This window comes from Massilia yuzhufengensis, from assembly GCF_900112225.1.
Taxonomy (GTDB): Bacteria; Pseudomonadota; Gammaproteobacteria; order Burkholderiales; family Burkholderiaceae_D; genus Telluria; species Telluria yuzhufengensis.
Window position 1 is genome coordinate 14,509 of sequence record NZ_FOLD01000018.1, and the last position, 17,450, is coordinate 31,958.

The 17,450-nt window shown below is 67.2% G+C and carries 17 protein-coding genes; 8 read left to right on the top strand and 9 right to left on the bottom strand.

What is annotated here, in order from left to right:
* Window positions 1–14: 14 nt before the first annotated feature.
* Window positions 15–482: a cache domain-containing protein gene (locus tag BM031_RS15110; protein WP_091875392.1), complete on the bottom strand. Its 468-nt coding sequence runs from the start codon at window positions 480–482 to the stop codon at window positions 15–17.
* Window positions 483–751: 269 nt separating this feature from the next.
* Between BM031_RS15110 and BM031_RS15115 the strand changes: the two genes are divergently transcribed.
* The 4 genes from BM031_RS15115 (at window position 752) to BM031_RS15130 (ending at window position 7,059) form a co-directional block, all read left to right on the top strand.
* Complete coding sequence (locus tag BM031_RS15115; RefSeq protein WP_091875393.1) at window positions 752–2,713, top strand: acyltransferase family protein; 1,962 nt, start codon at window positions 752–754, stop codon at window positions 2,711–2,713.
* A 197-nt stretch (window positions 2,714–2,910) separates the two neighbouring features.
* Window positions 2,911–4,323 carry a KamA family radical SAM protein gene (locus BM031_RS15120; protein WP_091875394.1) on the top strand — a complete coding sequence of 471 codons (1,413 nt, stop codon included), beginning with the start codon at window positions 2,911–2,913 and terminating at the stop codon, window positions 4,321–4,323.
* 22 nt (window positions 4,324–4,345) lie between these two features.
* Window positions 4,346–5,632 (top strand): MFS transporter, encoded by a 1,287-nt coding sequence (locus BM031_RS15125; protein ID WP_091875395.1) that lies wholly within the window; start codon window positions 4,346–4,348, stop codon window positions 5,630–5,632.
* A gap of 101 nt (window positions 5,633–5,733) precedes the next feature.
* Window positions 5,734–7,059 (top strand): PQQ-dependent sugar dehydrogenase, encoded by a 1,326-nt coding sequence (locus BM031_RS15130; RefSeq protein WP_091875396.1) that lies wholly within the window; start codon window positions 5,734–5,736, stop codon window positions 7,057–7,059.
* A 100-nt stretch (window positions 7,060–7,159) separates the two neighbouring features.
* On the opposite strand, the gene BM031_RS15135 is transcribed toward BM031_RS15130, so the two are convergent.
* Genes BM031_RS15135 through BM031_RS15150 form a run of 4 tightly spaced genes read right to left on the bottom strand, consistent with a single transcriptional unit; the run spans window position 7,160 to window position 11,327 of the window.
* Window positions 7,160–7,489, bottom strand: coding sequence for a hypothetical protein (locus BM031_RS15135; protein ID WP_091875397.1), 330 nt, complete (start codon window positions 7,487–7,489; stop codon window positions 7,160–7,162).
* A 3-nt stretch (window positions 7,490–7,492) separates the two neighbouring features.
* Window positions 7,493–10,009 (bottom strand): cytochrome c oxidase subunit I, encoded by a 2,517-nt coding sequence (gene ctaD, locus BM031_RS15140; RefSeq protein WP_091875398.1) that lies wholly within the window; start codon window positions 10,007–10,009, stop codon window positions 7,493–7,495.
* The gene (gene coxB / locus BM031_RS15145) at window positions 10,006–10,935 is read right to left on the bottom strand and encodes a cytochrome c oxidase subunit II (RefSeq protein ID WP_091875399.1); all 930 of its coding nucleotides are present in this window, start codon (window positions 10,933–10,935) and stop codon (window positions 10,006–10,008) included. The genes ctaD and coxB overlap by 4 nt, the downstream gene beginning before the upstream one ends.
* Window positions 10,932–11,327, bottom strand: a complete 396-nt coding sequence (locus BM031_RS15150) for a c-type cytochrome (RefSeq protein ID WP_177207776.1) — start codon at window positions 11,325–11,327, stop codon at window positions 10,932–10,934. Before BM031_RS15150 ends, coxB begins: the two co-directional genes overlap by 4 nt.
* Window positions 11,328–11,418: 91 nt before the next feature.
* Here BM031_RS15150 and BM031_RS26005 point away from each other — a divergent pair, with 91 nt between their 5' ends.
* Genes BM031_RS26005 through BM031_RS15160 form a run of 3 tightly spaced genes read left to right on the top strand, consistent with a single transcriptional unit; the run spans window position 11,419 to window position 13,221 of the window.
* Window positions 11,419–11,961 (top strand): c-type cytochrome, encoded by a 543-nt coding sequence (locus BM031_RS26005; RefSeq protein WP_229408921.1) that lies wholly within the window; start codon window positions 11,419–11,421, stop codon window positions 11,959–11,961.
* The gene (locus BM031_RS26010; RefSeq protein WP_229408922.1) at window positions 11,958–12,311 is read left to right on the top strand and encodes a c-type cytochrome; all 354 of its coding nucleotides are present in this window, start codon (window positions 11,958–11,960) and stop codon (window positions 12,309–12,311) included. The genes BM031_RS26005 and BM031_RS26010 overlap by 4 nt, the downstream gene beginning before the upstream one ends.
* 58 nt (window positions 12,312–12,369) lie before the next feature.
* Window positions 12,370–13,221, top strand: a complete 852-nt coding sequence (locus tag BM031_RS15160; protein WP_091875400.1) for a fumarylacetoacetate hydrolase family protein — start codon at window positions 12,370–12,372, stop codon at window positions 13,219–13,221.
* A gap of 169 nt (window positions 13,222–13,390) precedes the next feature.
* Here BM031_RS15160 and BM031_RS15165 read toward each other — a convergent pair whose 3' ends face one another.
* Entirely contained in the window at window positions 13,391–13,945 is a 555-nt protein-coding gene (locus tag BM031_RS15165; RefSeq protein WP_091875401.1) for a carboxymuconolactone decarboxylase family protein, read from the bottom strand.
* A gap of 116 nt (window positions 13,946–14,061) precedes the next feature.
* Between BM031_RS15165 and BM031_RS15170 the strand changes: the two genes are divergently transcribed.
* Complete coding sequence (locus tag BM031_RS15170) at window positions 14,062–15,387, top strand: aspartate aminotransferase family protein (protein ID WP_091875402.1); 1,326 nt, start codon at window positions 14,062–14,064, stop codon at window positions 15,385–15,387.
* A gap of 174 nt (window positions 15,388–15,561) precedes the next feature.
* Here the strand turns inward: BM031_RS15170 and BM031_RS15175 are convergent, their stop codons facing one another.
* The 3 genes from BM031_RS15175 to yjgA are packed head-to-tail and all read right to left on the bottom strand — an operon-like array spanning window position 15,562 to window position 17,443.
* Window positions 15,562–16,230, bottom strand: coding sequence for an alpha/beta hydrolase (locus BM031_RS15175; protein WP_091875403.1), 669 nt, complete (start codon window positions 16,228–16,230; stop codon window positions 15,562–15,564).
* Between the two features lie 15 nt (window positions 16,231–16,245).
* Window positions 16,246–16,866 carry a molybdopterin adenylyltransferase gene (mog, locus tag BM031_RS15180; protein ID WP_091875404.1) on the bottom strand — a complete coding sequence of 207 codons (621 nt, stop codon included), beginning with the start codon at window positions 16,864–16,866 and terminating at the stop codon, window positions 16,246–16,248.
* Window positions 16,844–17,443 carry a ribosome biogenesis factor YjgA gene (gene yjgA / locus BM031_RS15185; RefSeq protein ID WP_091875405.1) on the bottom strand — a complete coding sequence of 200 codons (600 nt, stop codon included), beginning with the start codon at window positions 17,441–17,443 and terminating at the stop codon, window positions 16,844–16,846. Before yjgA ends, mog begins: the two co-directional genes overlap by 23 nt.
* Window positions 17,444–17,450: the final 7 nt, after the last annotated feature.

Consider the following 17,450-nt stretch of genomic DNA (forward strand, 5'->3'; position numbering starts at 1 on the left):
GAGGGGAGGGGACTTTATTTCTTGTAGATGCCGGCTTCGAGCACCACGTCGTCGACCCGCTGGATGAAGGTCGTCTTCGGCTCGATCTTGCCGTTGGTCGGGTTCTTGTACTGGTAGTCGACCCAGCCCTTGCCCTTGGCGGCGGCCAGGTCGATGATCTCGCGGCGGTATTTCTTGCCGCTGGCGTCAGGCACGTCGGTCAGGTCCTTGCCGACGATCGAGGGATTGTAGGGGTGGGCCAGCACGATGCCGGTCTTGAGGTCGCGCATGTCGATGTACAGCTCGCCCTGGACGTACTCGGCATCCTTCGCGTTGATCTTCTTCATCATCTCGTCCTTGCCCTTGGCCTTGACCAGGGCAACCCCGCGCTCGACCATCGCGATGGCGTCTTTCTCGGTCGGGCCGTTGGCGAGGGCGGGGGCGGCGGCAAGCGCCAGGCACAGGGCGGCGGCGGTGCTGAACATGGTGGCGGACAGTTTCATGGTGACTCCTAGGTTGGATGTTCTGGGACCCAATATTGCTAAAGTGCATTGGCAAATGTACCGGGGCGGGGAGCGTGGGGATTGCGATTGCGCAATCGCCTTGCGTGTAGGAAGTTTGCGGGTCCCCGTCAGTCGATGCTGATCCGGCCGGGACGCCGGAGAGTCCTTGCAATGAGGCATGACAGCAACGAATTGCCGATGTTCAAGCGTGCAAGATGGCCCCCAACTTTGGGCTCATGTAAAATTGCAAGTTTTGTTAATGTAATTACATGAAGCTCGAACAACAGATCCAGTTTGGGGAGCCATCGGAACCGCCAATCGCTCCGGCGACCCACCTGGCCTATCGCCGCGACATCGACGGCCTGCGCGCCGTGGCCGTGTTGGCCGTGGTGATCTTCCATGCGTTTCCCGCAGTGTTGCGCGGCGGCTTCATCGGGGTCGACATCTTCTTCGTCATCTCCGGCTTCCTGATCTCCAGCATCCTGCTGCGCGAACTGCAGCAGGGCGTGTTCAGCTTCGCCGGCTTCTACGCGCGCCGCGTCAAGCGCATTTTCCCGGCACTGATCCTCGTCATCGCGGCCTGCCTGGCCTTCGGCTGGCTTGCGCTGTTCCCGGACGAATACGAGCAGCTCGGCAAGCACGTGGTTGGCGGGGCCGGCTTTGCCGCCAACTTCTTCTACTGGGCCCAGGTCGGCTACTTCGACACCGCCTCCGATACCAAGCCGCTGCTGCACCTGTGGTCGCTCGGCATCGAGGAGCAGTTCTATATCCTCTGGCCGGTGGTCCTGCTGGCGGCCTGGCGCCTGCGCCTGAACCTGCTCATGGTGGCCGCGGTGCTGGCAATGGTGTCGTTCGCCGTCAACGTGGGTTTCATTGCCCAGCACCCCACCGCCACCTTCTATTCGCCGGCCAGCCGGGCCTGGGAGCTGCTGCTGGGCGCTGGCCTGGCCTGCCTGCATGCGCGTCCTGCCGGCTCCGGCCTGGGCAAATGGTCGCCCAACCTGGTGGCCTGGACCGGCGTGGCGCTGCTCGCCGCCGGCCTGGCCTTGATTACGCGCGAGCGCCACTTCCCGGGCTGGTTCGCGCTGCTGCCCGCGCTGGGCGCGCTGCTGCTCATCGGCGCCGGACCGCAGGCCTGGTTCAACCGGGTCGTCCTGTCGAACCGCCTGATGGTGTGGGTGGGGCTGATCAGCTATCCGCTCTACCTGTGGCACTGGCCGCTGCTGTCCTTCGCCCAGATCATCGAGTCGCGCGAGCCGTCGCCCGCCATCCGCGCCGGCGCAGTGCTGCTGGCAATCCTGCTGGCCTGGCTGACCTACCGGGTGATGGAGCGCCCGCTGCGTGCCGGCGCTGCGCGCGGCAAGGTCGCGGCACTGTGTGCGCTGATGCTGGCGATCGCTGCCACCGGCGCCTATATCTACCTGAACGGCGGACTGCCTGGCCGCAAGCCGGTCCAGGACAATCTGGCCAACCACAAGGCCCTGCTCATTGTCGAGGACAAGGCCAACGCCGCGGCATGCAAGAAACGCTACGGCTTCGATTCGGACTACGAGTACTGCCTGCTGGCCGACGTGGCCAAGGACCCGACCGTGGTACTGCTGGGCGACAGTCACGCCTATCACGTGGTGGCCGGCCTGACCCGGTACTACAGCAGCATCGGCGACAACCTGCTGATGCTCGGCACCCGCCACCCCTACTGGGGCCTGGATCCGCACGCCGATCCCTACCAGCAGGCGACCCAGCAGATGGTCGAGCTGGCGATCGACACGCCGTCGGTCAAGACTGTGGTGTTCTCGACCCACCTGCGCTTCTACACGGTGCCGGAGCAGAAACTCTATGTGGATGCGGCGCGCGAGACCTTCCGCCGCCTGCTCGCCGCCGGCAAGCATGTGATCTTCATGCACGACGTGCCGCTGATCGGCTTCGACCCGCGCTCGTGCATCAAGCGCGCCGGCGTCGCCTCGTCGGCCACCCGCGTGCCCTGTGCCATCCCGCGCGGCGAGTGGGACCAGCAGATCGCGCAGCACATGGAAGTGGTGAAGGGATTCGCGACAGAGTTCCCGCAGATTGAATGGTTCGACGCGTCCGCCGTGCTGTGCGACGACAGGCAGTGCGACGCCATGATCGACGGCCGCCTGATGTACCGCGACAATAATCACCTGAGTTATGAAGGCGACCTGATGGTGGGCAGCCGCTTCGGCGCATGGCGGCAGGAGCGCACCAGGGAATAGGCGAATGGGGAGGCCGGCCACGCTGCGCTGTCCGGCTGTTGTCCCGTTTGTCCCTCCTTGTTCTAACCCCTATCGTAGGAACCCTCTGATTGATTGACGGCAATTCTCACGAACTTTCCCTAACGTAAGATGGATTCTTACCGGCAATGCTTTACCCGCGCCGGCTACCTCCCCCCTTCGTTTCCTGGAGAACTTCCGTGATCACGACCGAATCGACGCCCTCCAAGTTCAAGCCCTATACCCGGCAGAGTATCCACACCGCGCGCCAGTGGCAGTGGATGACGCCGGAGCTGCAGGAAGCGGTGCAAGTGGTGTCCCATGTGCTGCCATTTCGCGTCAACGCCTACGTGCTCGAGGAGCTGATCGACTGGGACAAGGTGCCGGACGATCCGATCTACCGGCTGACCTTCCCGCACCGCGACATGCTGCCGGCCAGCGAATACGAGCAGCTGCGCGACCTGGTGCTGTACAAGAAGGACGAAGCGGCGATCGCCAAGCTGGTGCACGGGATCCGGATGCGCATGAACCCGCACCCCGCCGGCCAGATGACCCACAACGTGCCGCGCGTGAACGACGCGCCGCTCAAGGGCCTGCAGCACAAGTACAAGGAAACCGTGCTGTTCTTCCCGAGCGCCGGCCAGACCTGCCACGCCTATTGCACCTTCTGCTTCCGCTGGCCGCAGTTCGTCGGCATGGACGACATGAAGTTCGATGCGCGCGAATGCACCGAACTGGTGGCCTACCTGGAGTCGCACAAGGACGTCACCGACGTCTTGATCACCGGCGGCGACCCGATGATCATGAATACCCGCTCGCTCGCCGAATTCCTCGAGCCGCTGCTGGCGCCGGAGCTGGGGCACATCCAGAACATCCGCATCGGCACCAAGTCGGTCGCCTACTGGCCGCAGCGCTTCGTGTCCGACAAGGACAGCGACGACCTGCTGCGCCTGTTCGAGAAGGTAGTCAGGTCGGGCAAGAACCTGGCCATCATGGGCCACTACAACCATGCGGTGGAGCTGCGCCACCCCATCGCCCAGCAGGCGGTGAAACGCATCGTCGGCACCGGCGCCACGCTGCGCATGCAGGGCCCCCTGATCCGCCACATCAACGAAGACCCGAAGAGCTGGGCCGAACTGTGGACCACCGGCGTGCGCCTGGGGGCGATTCCCTACTACATGTTCGTCGAGCGCGACACCGGCCCGCGCGACTACTTCTCGCTGCCGCTGGCGCGCGCGCACCAGATCTTCCAGGAGGCCTACTCGATGGTGTCGGGCCTGTCGCGCACCGTGCGCGGACCGTCGATGAGCGCCTTCCCGGGCAAGGTGGTGATCGACGGGGTGGTGACGATCAACGGCGAGAAGCTGTTCGCGCTGCAGTTCCTGCAGGCCCGCAATCCCGAATGGGTGCGCCGTCCCTTCTTCGCCAAGTTCGACGCCGACGCCACCTGGCTCGACCACCTCAAGCCGGCCTTCGGCCGCGACAAGTTCTTCTTCGAGCAGGAGAGCGGCGGGCCGCTGCGCGGACCCGGCGGGCGCGTGATCCCGCTGGTGCCGGCCGACCAGCTGCGCGCCAGCCAATCCGGTTGCGGCGCGGCCCAGGACGCCGCCTGACGCCACGCCCGGACCCAAGGCCATGCAGGACCAGCCCAACGCGCCACGCCTGTCCGGCGTGGCGGTGTTTTTCTACGTGTTCCTGCCCTTCGCGCTGGGGCACTACCTGTCTTCGCTGCTGCGCAACGTGAACGCGGTGCTGGCCTCGCACCTGGTCGGGGCGCTCGCGCTCACGCCGGGCGAACTGGGGCTGCTCACCAGCGCCTTCTTCTTTGCGTTCGCGCTGGTCCAGCTGCCGGTCGGGATTGCCCTCGACCGCTGGGGGCCGCGCAAGGTGCAGCTGGCGATGATGCTGGTCGGGGCCGTCGGGGCGCTGCTGTTCTCGCGCGGATCCGGCTTCGGGCAGCTGGTGGTGGCGCGCGCCATCATGGGCTTCGGCCTGGGCGGCTGCTTCATGGCGGCGGTCAAGGCGATGTCGACCTGGATCGCGCCGAGCAAGCTGCCCTCGGTGCACGGCTACCTGATCGCCGTCGGCGGGTTGGGCGCGGCCACCGCCACCATGCCGGTGCGCCTGGCGCTCGAGTACACCGACTGGCGCGGCCTGTTCGTCATGCTGGCCGCGCTCACCGCCTGCTGCGGCTTGCTGATCTGGCTGTTGTGCCCGCGCGCCACCGGGCCGGCGCCGGCGCGCGGGCCGCTGGGCGCAGCGCTGCGCAGCGTGTTCCAGGCGCCCGTGTTCCGCACCACGGCCTCGCTGGTGCTGCTGCCGCACGCGGTGTTCTTCGGCATCCAGGGCCTGTGGATCGGGCGCTGGCTGTCCGACGTGGCGCGCTTTTCCGACGATGCGGTGGCCTACCTGCTCTACATGGGCATGGCCGCGGTGATCTTCGGGGCTATCGCGGTGGGCATGATCACCGAATGGGCGGGACGGCGCGGCATCGCCCCGCTCGACGTGGCGGCGGCCGGCATCGCCGTCTTCCTGCTGGTGCAGGCCGGCTTCATCGTCGGCTACCAGCCCAGCTTCCAGCTGCTGTCGGTGATGTTCACGCTGGTGGGAACCATCACCGGCATCGAGTACGCGATCATCGCCCAGTCGATGCCGCGCGAGCTGACCGGGCGCGCGGCGACCTGCCTGAACCTGTTGATCTTCATCGGCGCCTTCGTGGTGCAGGCGGGCTTCGGCTTGATGGTGGGCCTGTGGGCGCCCGGCGAGGGCGGGCAGGCGCCGGCGATCGCCTACCGCGCGGCTTTTGCGGTGCTGCTGGCGCTGCAGTTGCCGGGACTGGTCGGCTTCGTGCTGCGGCGGCGGCGCGAAGCCATGGCGGCCAGGGTGGCGGCGCTGGAAGAGCCGCTGGCAGCGCCCCTGTGAAGGACGAGTTTTCTCTGCGGTAACGGACGGCGCCAACCTGCCAGGTTGGCTAGCATCAGGCGACACGGACGCCGTCCGCCTTGCACCGGGAGAGAACATTCATGCGTAACCCTAGTTTGCCCCGCCTGCCGGCGGTCACCCTGCTGCTGATGCTGCTCGCCGCCTGTGGCGACAAGTCCACCCTGCCGGTCGGCGCCGACGTCGGCCTGCAGCCGGTCATCAAGGCCCCGGTCAGGACCACCATCCCTACCGTCGACATCGCCCCCGCCAAGGGCTGGCCGCAGGGTGGCATGCCGGTCGCGGCCGCCGGGCTGGCGGTGAATGCCTTTGCCACGGGCCTGGACCATCCGCGCTGGCTGCACGTGCTGCCCAACGGCGACGTGCTGGTAGCCGAGACCAATGCGCCCGAGCGCCCGGAGGACAAGAAAGGCATCAAGGGCTACATCATGGGCAAGGTGATGGCCAGGGCCGGCGCCGCCGTGCCGAGCGCGAACCGCATCACCCTGCTGCGCGACAAGGACGGCGACGGCGTGGCCGAAACGAAGACCGTCTTCCTCAAGGGCCTCCATTCGCCCTTCGGCATGGCGCTGGTGGGCGACATGCTGTACGTGGCCAATACCGACGCCATCGTGCGCTTCCCCTACCAGGAGGGCGTGACGGAAATCACCGCCACCGCCCAGCCGGTGGCGCCGCTGCCGGGCGGCCCGCTGAACCACCACTGGACCAAGAACATCATCGCCAGCCAGGATGGCCGCAAGCTCTACGCCACTTCCGGCTCGAACAGCAACGTCGCCGAGAACGGCATCGACAAGGAAGTCGACCGCGCCGCCGTGCTCGAAGTCGACATCGCCACCGGCAAGACGCGCCTGTTCGCCTCCGGCCTGCGCAACCCGAACGGCCTGGCCTGGAACCCGCAGACCGGGGTGCTGTGGACCGTCGTGAACGAACGCGACGAGCTGGGGAGCGACCTGGTGCCGGACTACCTGACCTCGGTGAAGGACGGCGCCTTCTATGGCTGGCCGTACAGCTACTTCGGCCAGCACGTCGACGAGCGCGTCAAGCCGCCGCGCCCCGACCTGGTGGCCAAGGCGCTGGCGCCGGACTACGCGCTGGGCGCCCATGTGGCCGCGCTGGGCCTGGCCTTCTACACCGGTTCGCTGCTGCCGCAGCAGTATGCGAACGGCGCCTTCATCGGCCAGCACGGCTCCTGGAACCGCAAGCCGCTGTCGGGGTATGACGTGGTGTTCGTGCCGTTCAGCGAAGGCCGGCCGTCCGGGAAGCCGGTGAAGATCCTGACCGGATTCGTGGACAGGAATGGCGACGCGCTGGGCCGGCCGGTAGGCGTGGTGGTCGACAAGCCGGGGGCGCTATTGGTAGCGGACGACGTGGGAAATGTGATCTGGCGGGTGACGCCGGCAAGTCGCTAATCGGGTGGGCGGGTGTCCCGCCCGCACGTTCACCCCAATATGAACATCGATACTGCAATTCATCCGTGAGTTGAACGCGCGGTCGGCGCAGCCGACCACCCTACGCACATCCATCAACAAGCAGCAGCGGCAGTCCGGTCCACACCACCGCGATCGTGGCCATCAGCGCCGCCAGGGCTGCCGCCCCATCCAGCAGCCCGGCTTCGTTCGCATTGCGAACGATCCCCCGTTCCCTCCACGCCAGCCACAGGCACACGGCCAGCGCCAGCGCCGTCACGCCGCCCAGCAGCAGCCGGTCCGGCCCGCCCGCGCGCATCGCGGCCGGGGTGCATTGGGCCGCCGCCAGCAGGTAGCAGAAGATGAAGTGCGCCGCCCATACCAGGAAGGGCAGGGTGCCGCGGGTGAGCTGGCGCCAGAAGTGGTCGTGCATGGCTTACTCCATCAGCAGCGGCAGGATGTGGACCAGCACCATGCCGGCGATGCCCTGCAGCGTTGTGTAGTGCCAGATCAGGGCGACGTTGTCGAGCGTGGCGCGGCTGCGCTCGCCCAGCATGCCGCGCCAGGCGCGCAGGCACAGGTAGGGCCCGGCGATGGCGAGCAGCACGATGTGCAGGCCCTGGTAGCCGAGCAGGGCGCCAATGGCCGCGGCCCAGGCGGTGGCGGTGGGGTCGAGCCCCGCGAACTGGTGGCCGCGCAGGTCGAGCAGGAAGGAGGCGCTGGCGCAGGCCAGCGCCAGCAGCACCAGCCAGGGCAGGCGCCGCTTGCCCAGCGCGCGCACGGCCAGCAGCATCAGCACCGAACTGGCCGCCAGCAGGCCGCCGGAGGCCAGCTGCCATGGCAGGGCGGGCAGGGCGGCCCCGGGCGGCGGGCAGACCATCAGGCGCATCGACACATGGATGTAGGCGAAACCGAACGAGGCGAAGATGCTGGCGTCGACAATCAGCATGATCATCGTGCCCCACCACGATTGCGAGGCGGTTCCTTTGGCGTTTACCGGCAGCACCAGGTCGTCCGACACGCGCGCCTCAATGAGCGGCGGCTTCTGGTCCGACTGCCACAACCAGGCAATGGTGCCGCCCACCGCCATCAGCCCGAAGGTCCAGGCCAGCACCATCATCTTGACCGTCAGCAGCAGGAAGAAGCCGGCGGTGCCGAGGGCCGCGATCACCGGCAGCCAGCTGTCGCCCGGCAGGATCATCAGGTAGCGCGGCTCGGCCGCGACCGGGCTGGTGGCGATGGTTTCGCGCAGGCCGGTGGCGGTGCCGGGCAGGTAGTGCTGGCCGCGGTCGACTTCGTCGGACAAGGTCGGCTGGTCCCATAGCGGGTTGGTCGAGGTGATGCGCGGGATGCTGCGGTTGCCGTAGCTTTCGGACGTGAGCCATTCGAGCGTGGGTGCATTCCACGGGTTGCCCACGTCCTTCTCGGGCCGGCGCAGGGTGCGCACCATCTCGATGAAGAAGACCAGCGCGCCGGCGGCGAACACGAAGGCGCCGACCGTGGAGAGCATGTTGAGCAGGTTCCAGCCCAGGTTGGCGTCATAGGTGTAGACCCGGCGCGGCATGCCGTACAGGCCGGTGATGTGCATCGGGAAGAAGGCGAGGTTGAAGCCGCCGAACATCAGCCAGAACGACCAGCGCGCCACCGCCTCGGACATGCGGTTGCCGTTGATCAGGGGCAGCCAGTAGACCAGGGCCGCGAACATCGGGAACACCATCCCGCCGATCAGCACGTAGTGCAGGTGGGCCACGATGAAATAGGTGTCGTGTACCTGCCAGTCGAACGGGATCACGGCCACCATCACCCCGGTCAGGCCGCCCAGCACGAAGATGAACATGAAGCCGAGCAGGAACAGGCTGGGCGCGCCCATCCGCACGCGCCCGTTCCACAGGGTGGCGATCCAGGCGAACACCTGGATGCCGGTGGGGATGGCCACCGCCATGCTGGCGGCCGAGATGAAACTCATCTCCAGCACGCCCAGCCCGGCCGTGAACATGTGGTGGGCCCACAACCCGAAGCTGAAGAAGCCCACGCCCACCAGCGCCACGATGATGGCGCGCCGCCCCACCAGCGGGGTCTGGGCAATGGTCGGGATCATGGTGGACACCATGCCGGCGGCGGGCAGGAAGATGATGTAGACCTCGGGGTGGCCGAAGAACCAGAACAGGTGCTGCCACAGGATCGGGTCGCCGCCGCGGTCGGAGATGAAGAAGGGCCAGTCGAACGCGCGTTCAAGTTCCAGCAGCGCGGTGCCGGCGATCACGGCCGGGAAGGCGAACACGATCATCACCGCCACCACCAGCATCGCCCACGCATACACCGGCATGCGGCGCAGCGTCATGCCCGGTGCGCGGGTGAACAGGATGCCGACGATCAGTTCGATGGCGCCGGCGATCGCCGAGATCTCGATGAAGCCGATCCCCAGCAGCCAGAAGTCGGCGTTCAGGCCCGGCGAGTACTTCTCGCCGGTGAGCGGCGGGTACATGAACCAGCCGCCGTCCGGCGCCAGCCCGAAGAACAGGGTGCAGAAGAAGGCCAGGCCGCCGAAGGCATAGGCCCAGAAGGCGTAGGCCGACAGGCGCGGGAAGGGCAGGTCGCGCGCGCCGAGCATGTTCGGCAGTAGGTACACGGCGATCGCTTCCACGATGGGAATCGCGAACAGGAACATCATCACCGTGCCGTGCATGGTGAAGACCTGGTTGTAGGTGCCGGGGCTGAGCAGGGTGTTGTCGGGCACCGCCAGCTGCACCCGCATCAGCAGCGCCAGGATCCCGGCCAGCACGAAGAACAGCAGCGCGGTGCCGATGTAGAGCAGGCCGATGCTGGTGTTGTTCACCGAGGTCATGAAGCGCCAGCCGGTCGGCGTGCGCCAGGCTTCTTTCAGGCGCTCGAATTCGCCGGCGGGGCGCGGCAGGGAGCTGGGCAAAGGATGGGACGCGTCTTGCTGGTTCATTTCAGGTGCTCTAGATAGGTGGCCAGCGCGCGCAGGGTGTCGCGGTCGAGGTCTTGCGAGCCGGGCATGAAGACGCCGGGCTTGGCCGCCTGCGGGTCGGCGATCCAGCCGCCCAGCGTGTCGCGGTGGGTGCGCAGGGTGCCGGCGCCGATGTGCATGCGGCTGCCCACGTGGGTCAGGTCGGGCCCCAGGCGCGTGCCTTCGCTCACGCCGCGGATGGTGTGGCAGGCCTGGCAGCGCTGCTGCAGGAAGGCCGCGCGCCCGCGCTCGAGCAGCGGGGTGTTGGCCGGCGCTGCCGGCAAGGCCTGGCGCGCCAGCCAGGCCTTGAATTCATCCGGCGGGGAAGCCACCACGTGCAGCGCCATCTTCGCGTGCTGGGCGCCGCAGTATTCGGCGCACTGGCCGCGGTAGATGCCGGGCTTGTCGGCGCGCAGCGTGAGGCCCGTGACGCGGCCCGGCACCATGTCGCGTTTGCCCGCCAGCGAAGGCACCCACAGGCTGTGGATCACGTCGGCCGAATTCAGGCCCAGGTACACCGCCTGGCCGGCCGGGATGTGGATTTCGTTGGCGGTGACGATGTCGACGCCGCTGGCCGGGTCGCGGTAGCGCACTTCCCACCACCACATTTTGGCGGTGACCGAGATGGTGAGCGCGTCGCGCGAGGATTGCGGCGCCAGCTGGGTGCTGCGCCAGGTGCTCCAGGCCAGCAGCGCGGTGAGCACCACCACCGGGAAGGCGATGCCGCCGCCGCCGATCCACAGCAGCGCGCCGGCAGGGCGGGCTTGGGACCGCAGGCTCAGTGCCAGCAGGGCCATTACGGCCACGAAGATGACGGCGCCGGCGGCGAACAGCACCCAGGCGAACTGGCTGATGATGGCCGCGTCCCAGCCGGCCGGGTGCAGCACCGAATGCAGCGTGCCGCTCATCGCAGGGTGTACAGGAAGGCCGCCATGTGGCGCGCTTCCTGTTCGGTCAGGCCCATCGGCGGCATCTCGGTGCCGGGTTTGACGGCGTGCGGCGTGCGCAGCCACTGCATCATGTTGGCAGGGTGGTTGGGGATGCCGCCGGCGATGTAGCTCAGGCGGCCGATGTGCGCGAGCGACGGAGCTTGCTCGCCGGCCGCGCCCTGCACCCCGGGGATGGTGTGGCAGGCGCCGCACTGGTATTGCGTCACCAGGCGCAGGCCCTGCTGCGCGTCGCCGCCCGGGACCGGGCCGGCAGCCGGCTCTTTCTTGCACCCGGCCAGCAAGGCCGCGCAGGCCAGTAGTACGCTGACCCTGGTTTTGCCGGCAAAATTGTGTGAATGAGGGGTGCGCACGTTTGGAAATCGCCGAGATTGATGTGGCTTTTATAATACACAAAGAATAATGTATTTTTTTTAACTACTCCAATCGGGCGCACCCCCTGCCATGCTCTCCAATCGCCACCGGCTGATGCTCAAGACCGCTGTACTGACGCTGCTTGCCGCCGGCGTGACCGCGGGCGCCGCCGGCCTGGCCGTCCTGTACGGCGGCTGGTACAACATCGGGGCCACGGCCCAGCATTTCCCCTTCGTGTACTCGGTGCTGGAAGAAGGCATGAAGCAGTCGGTGCGCCACCATGCGCAGGAAATCAAGGTGCCGCCGCTGGGAAGCGCGCAGCAGCTGCAGCTCGGCGCCCGGGTCTACCGCGACAAATGCGTGCAGTGCCATGGCGGCCCCGGTGTCGCGCAGGCCACCATCGGCATGAGCATGCAGCCGATTCCCGGCCCGCTGGTCGATGCCACCCAGCGCTGGGAAGCGCGCGAGCTGTACTGGGTAACCAAAAACGGGATCAAGATGAGCGGCATGCCGGCCTGGGAATACCACCTCGGCGAGGACGAGATCTGGGCGGTGGTGGCCTTTGTGACGGTGCTGCCCGCGATGAGCGCGCAGGACTACCGCGCGGCCACCGCGCCGGGAGAGGCGAAATGAGCGCGCTGCGCGTGGCGGCCCTGGCGCTGCTGCTGGCGGGCTGCTCGCCGACGCCGCCGCCGCCCGGGGTGCGCGGCGATACCCTGCGCGGCAAGATCGCGGTGACGCAGTACGCCTGCAATTCCTGCCACATGATCCCCGGCGTGCCCGGCTCGAAAGTGTATGTCGGCCGTCCACTCGGCGAGCTCGCCAAGACCAGGGTGATGGCCGGTGCGCTGCCGACCGACCAGGCCAATGTGATGCGCTGGATCCAGGATCCGCAATCGATCGACCCGAACACGGCGATGCCGAACATGGGCGTGAGCGAGCGCGATGCGCGCGACATCAGCGCCTACCTGCTGGGCCTGTGAGCCGCCCCGCCCGATCCTTGGTATCATCGCCGCCTGTTACATCATCAGGAAGACAAGCATGAGATTGGTGCGCTATGGCCGCCCGGGCAAGGAAAAGCCGGGCCTGTTCGACGAAGAGGGCCGCCTGCGCGACCTGTCCGCAATCATCGACGACATCGACGGCGCGACCCTGGGCGACAAGGCCCTGCGCAAGCTGGCGAAGCTCGATTGGAAGACGCTGCCGCTGGTGCGCGGCAACCCGCGCCTGGGCGTGCCGGTGAAAGGTGTCGGCAAGTTCATCGGCATCGGCATGAACTACGCCGACCATGCGGCGGAAACCGGCGCCCCGGTGCCGGCGGAACCGGTGTTCTTCACCAAGGCGATCAGCTGCCTGTCCGGCCCGGACGACCCGGTGCAGCTGCCCAAGGGGTCGAAGAAAACCGACTGGGAAGTGGAGCTGGGCGTGGTGATCGGCACCCGCGCGCAGTACGTGAGCGAAGAAGACGCGCTCAAGTTCGTGGCCGGCTACTGCGTGGTCAACGACGTGTCCGAGCGCGCCTTCCAGTTCGAGATGGGCTCGCAGTGGGACAAGGGCAAGGGCTGCGACACCTTCGGCCCGGTCGGCCCCTTCCTGGTCACGCGCGACGACGTGTTCGATGTGCAGGACCTGGACTTGTACCTGGAACTGAACGGCAAGCGCATGCAGTCGGGGAATACCTCGAACATGGTGTTCACGGTGGCCCACATCGTCAGCTACGTGTCGCGCTTCATGACGCTCGAGCCGGGCGACATCATCACCACCGGCACCCCGCCGGGCGTGGGGATGGGACGCTCGCCGCAGCGCTTCCTGAAGAAGGGGGACAAGCTGCGGCTGGGGATTGCGGGCTTGGGGGAGCAGCAGCAGCAGGAGGTGGTGGGTTTTGCGAAGTAATCGCGCGTTATTGCTACGCTGCTAAATTGGGTCCCGGCCTGCGCCGGGACGACGTTGGTTTATTTTTCGAGTGTTACGGTGACGGCGTAGTTTGCACCACCACCCTCAAAACCGTCGTTCCGGCGAAGGCCGGAACCCAATTTTGCGTGAGTAAACCAAAACGCAAACGCTAGTCCGGCAACCCCTCCCCACCCACCCCCGGCACCGCCGTCCTGGCCGTATTCATCACCATCGCCAGCAACGTGTAATACCCGTTCAGCCCCATCAAATCCACCACCCCCTGTTCGCCGAACAGCGCCAGCGCGTCCGCATACACCCGGTCCGACACCGCCTTCCCCTCGTGCAGCTCGACGCAGAAGTCGTGCACCACCGCTTCATCCACCAGCATGCCCTCCGGCCGCCGCCGTTGCGCGATCGCGCCGATCACCGACTCGGGAATCCCCACCTGCGCCGCGATCGGCGCGTGGATCGCCCATTCCACCTGCTGGCTCCACTGGCGCGCCGTCACCAGGATCGCCAGTTCCGACAGGCGCACGCCGATCGCGCTGCGGTAGCGCAGGTATTCGCCCATGCGCTGGGCGTACTCCATCAGCTCGGGGCTGCGCAGCAGCGGCACGAAGGGGCCGTACACCGCGCCGCGCGGGCCGTCGATGATGGCCTGGGCCGCGGCGCGCTGGGCCGGCGTCATGTCTTCAGGGGCGATCGGCCCGAGGCGCTCGGTCATGGTGGGCGGTCTCTGTTGTAATTGGAAAATAATTGCACAGGGTCCGTCAAAAATCAAAAGAACCGGCGCGCCGCACGCTTATTGTCAAGCGTCATTCTCACCCGACGGGAGCCGCAATGAGCCACATCCTCCACCGCAACCTGCGCCACGTCCCGCCGCTCGCGGTCTCGTGCGACGGCATCCGCATGCGCGACAGCGCCGGCCGGGTCTACATCGACGCCAGCGGCGGCGCGGCCGTGTCCTCGCTGGGCCATGGGCACCCGGACGTGATCGCCGCCATGCACCGCCAGATCGACCGCTGCGCCTACGCCCACACCGCCTTCTTCACCACCGACGTGGCCGAGGAGCTGGCCGACCGCCTGGTGGCCGGCGCGCCGCGCGACATTGGTGGCGTCTATCTGGTCTCGGGCGGCTCGGAAGCGATGGAGACGGCATTGAAACTGGCGCGCCAGTACTGGGTGGAGGCGGGGGAGCCGCAGCGCACGCTGTTCGTCGCGCGCCGCCAGAGCTACCACGGCAACACCCTGGGCGCGCTGGCGGTGGGCGGCAACGAGTGGCGCCGCAAGGCCTTCGCGCCGCTGCTGATGGATACGGTGCGGGTGGGCCCCTGCTACGAATACCGCGGCCGCGCCGCGCACCAGAGCACGGACGACTACACCGCCGGCCTGCTGGACGAACTGGAAACCCGCATCCTCGAAGCCGGCCCGGAAAACATCATCGCCTTCTGCGCCGAACCGGTGGTGGGCGCCACCGGCGGGGCGATCCCGCCCACGCCCGGCTACTTTCAGGGCGTGCGCGACATCTGTGACCGCTACCGCATCCTGTTCATCGCCGACGAAGTCATGTGCGGGATGGGCCGCACCGGCACCATGTACGCGATCGAGCAGGACGGCGTGGCGCCGGACATCATCGCCATCGCCAAGGGCCTGGGCGCGGGCTACCAGCCGATCGGCGCGGTGCTGGCGCACCAGACCATCGTCGACTGCCTGAAAAGCGGCAGCGGCGTCTTCCAGCATGGGCACACGTATATCGGCCACCCGGTGGCGGCTGCGGCGGCGCTGGCGGTGCAGAAGGTGATCGAACGCGACGATTTATTGGCGCGGGTGCGCAGCCGCGGGGCCACGCTGCGGCGCATGCTGGGCGACGTGTTCGGGACCCACGAGCACGTGGGGGATATCCGCGGGCGCGGGATGTTCCTGGCGCTGGAGTTCGTCCAGGACCGCGCCAGCAAGACCCCGTTCGCCCCGGAGCGCAAGCTGCACGCGGCGATCAAGGCCAGGGCGATGGAGAACGGTCTGATGGTCTACCCGATGGGCGGGACGATCGACGGCCAGTTCGGCGACCACGTGCTGCTGGCGCCACCGTTCATTGCAACGGCGGCGGATTTGTCGGAGATCGTGTCGAGGCTGGCGGATGCGGTGGAGGTGGCGTTGAAGCAGTGATTGCTTTAGCCACCGCCCTAAAAACCGTCGTTCCGGCGAAGGCCGGAACCCAAGTCTTACGCACACCACCAACGCATCAATCACGCGCAAACGTGATGCGACGAAATTGGGTCCCGGCCTGCGCCGGAACGACGGTCTTGAGGGTAACGGTGAAAGCAAGCGGAGTCGAACCGCTTACCCCACCACCTTCCGAATCCACTTCGACATATCCTGCACCTCTTCCAGGCACAGCGAGTGCTGCATCATGTACTCGTGCCACTCCACCTGGTAGCCCATCGCCTTGAGCGCCTCGTGCGAAGCCTGGGCGCGGGCGAAGGGCACCACGCCGTCCTGGCGGCCGTGGGCCATGAACACGGGCGTGCCCAGGCTCTCCTGGCTGCGTTCTTCCGCGGCGACGTTCGCCAGCGGCAGGTAGCCCGACAGGCACAGCATGCCGGCCAGTTTCTCCGGATGGCGCATGCCGGTCTGCAGGGTCATGGCGCAGCCTTGCGAGAAGCCGGCCAGGATGATGCGCGAGGCGGGGATGCCGCGGGCTTTTTCGCGGGCGATCAGGGCTTCCACGTCCAGTTGCGAGGCGCGCAGGCCGCCTTCGTCTTCGCGGCGGGTGAGGTCGGAGACGACGATGTCGTACCAGGCGCGCATGACGTAGCCGCCGTTGATCGTCACCGGCATGGTCTTCGCATGCGGGAACACGAAACGGATGCCGGGCAGGCCGGCCAGGTCGAGCTCATTGACGAGCGGGACGAAGTCGTTGCCGTCGGCGCCCAGCCCGTGCAGCCAGATGACCGCCACTTGCGGGTTCGGCGCGGTCTCGATTTCGATGTTTTCCAGCAGCTGGTTCATGCAAGTCCTAAGATGTTACGGCGTGGCGGGACGCAGCGCCGACTTGGGGCGGAAGGTCTTGCTCACGGCAGGGTTGGTTTCCATGTACGGGCCGCCGATCAGGTCGATGCAGTAGGGGACCGCGGCGAAGATGCCACCGACGACCGTGTTGCCGGCGTCGTCCTTGAGGCCCTCCAGCGTTTCCTTGATCGACTTCGGCTGGCCCGGCAGGTTCATGATCAGCGCGGCGTGCGTGGCGGTTTCGCGGATCACCGCGGTCTGGCGCGACAGGATGGCGGTCGGCACGAAGCGCAGGCTGACCTGGCGCATCTGCTCGCCGAAGCCGGGCATTTCCCTGGTGCCCACGGCGATGGTGGCCTCGGGCGTGACGTCGCGCCGCGCCGGGCCGGTGCCGCCGGTGGTGAGCACCAGGTGGCAGCCCACCGTGTCGACCAGGTCGACCAGGGTGCGTTCGATGTCGGCGCGCTCGTCGGCGATCAGGCGGGTTTCCAGGCGGTAGGGCGTGGTGATGGCCTGCGCCAGCCAGTCCGCCAGGGCGGGGATGCCCTTGTCTTCATACACCCCGCCGCTGGCGCGGTCCGACACCGACACCAGGCCGATCACCAGCGGCGCGTCACTCGTCGTCGGACTCGTCATCGGCCGCTTCCTCGTCGCCGGCGTCGGCCTGCTTCGACTTCTTGGTCAGGTCCTTGAGGATCTGGAAGATCTCGCGGTAGGCTTTCGGCGGCTTGTTCTCCGCCTGCTCCTTGCGCGCGTTGCGGATCAGGGTGCGCAGGTGCTGCACGTCCAGTTCCGGGTTCTCTTCCAGCAGCTGGGTCAGGGCCTTGTCGTCGGTGAGCAGCTTCTCGCGGCGGCGTTCCAGCGCGTGCAGGGAGGCGGTTTCGGCCTTGGAGGCGCCTTTCCAGCTGTCTATGCTGCGCTGGATGACGGCGATTTCTTCCTCGTCCAGGGTGCGCATCTTCTTGCCCACGAACTGCAGGGCGCGCCGGCGGCCTTCGTGGTTGCTGATGCTCTGGCAGGTGAGGATGGCTTCCTTGACGTCTTCCGGCATCTCGACGCGCTTGACGCGGTCGCGCGGCGCGTCGACCAGCTGTTCGCCGAGTTTTTGCAACTCGTTCGAATGGCGTTTGGCCTCCGACTTGGACGGGCGTTCGTATTCTTGCTCGAATTCGCTGGACTGGAAGCCGACGGAGCCGCGGTTTGGATTTGGCATGATGGTG

Bases quoted from the DNA above. Each gene is read 5' to 3' on its own strand.
- BM031_RS15125 (WP_091875395.1), top strand. From the start codon at position 4,346: ATGCAGGACCAGCCCAACGCGCCACGCCTGTCCGGCGTGGCGGTGTTT.
- coxB (WP_091875399.1), bottom strand. From the start codon at position 10,935: ATGAGCGGCACGCTGCATTCGGTGCTGCACCCGGCCGGCTGGGACGCG.
- BM031_RS26005 (WP_229408921.1), top strand. From the start codon at position 11,419: ATGCTCTCCAATCGCCACCGGCTGATGCTCAAGACCGCTGTACTGACG.
- BM031_RS15130 (WP_091875396.1), top strand. From the start codon at position 5,734: ATGCGTAACCCTAGTTTGCCCCGCCTGCCGGCGGTCACCCTGCTGCTG.
- BM031_RS15165 (WP_091875401.1), bottom strand. From the start codon at position 13,945: ATGACCGAGCGCCTCGGGCCGATCGCCCCTGAAGACATGACGCCGGCC.
- BM031_RS15110 (WP_091875392.1), bottom strand. From the start codon at position 482: ATGAAACTGTCCGCCACCATGTTCAGCACCGCCGCCGCCCTGTGCCTG.
- BM031_RS15135 (WP_091875397.1), bottom strand. From the start codon at position 7,489: ATGCACGACCACTTCTGGCGCCAGCTCACCCGCGGCACCCTGCCCTTC.
- mog (WP_091875404.1), bottom strand. From the start codon at position 16,866: ATGACGAGTCCGACGACGAGTGACGCGCCGCTGGTGATCGGCCTGGTG.
- BM031_RS26010 (WP_229408922.1), top strand. From the start codon at position 11,958: ATGAGCGCGCTGCGCGTGGCGGCCCTGGCGCTGCTGCTGGCGGGCTGC.
- yjgA (WP_091875405.1), bottom strand. From the start codon at position 17,443: ATGCCAAATCCAAACCGCGGCTCCGTCGGCTTCCAGTCCAGCGAATTC.
- BM031_RS15160 (WP_091875400.1), top strand. From the start codon at position 12,370: ATGAGATTGGTGCGCTATGGCCGCCCGGGCAAGGAAAAGCCGGGCCTG.
- BM031_RS15115 (WP_091875393.1), top strand. From the start codon at position 752: ATGAAGCTCGAACAACAGATCCAGTTTGGGGAGCCATCGGAACCGCCA.
- BM031_RS15175 (WP_091875403.1), bottom strand. From the start codon at position 16,230: ATGAACCAGCTGCTGGAAAACATCGAAATCGAGACCGCGCCGAACCCG.
- ctaD (WP_091875398.1), bottom strand. From the start codon at position 10,009: ATGAACCAGCAAGACGCGTCCCATCCTTTGCCCAGCTCCCTGCCGCGC.
- BM031_RS15170 (WP_091875402.1), top strand. From the start codon at position 14,062: ATGAGCCACATCCTCCACCGCAACCTGCGCCACGTCCCGCCGCTCGCG.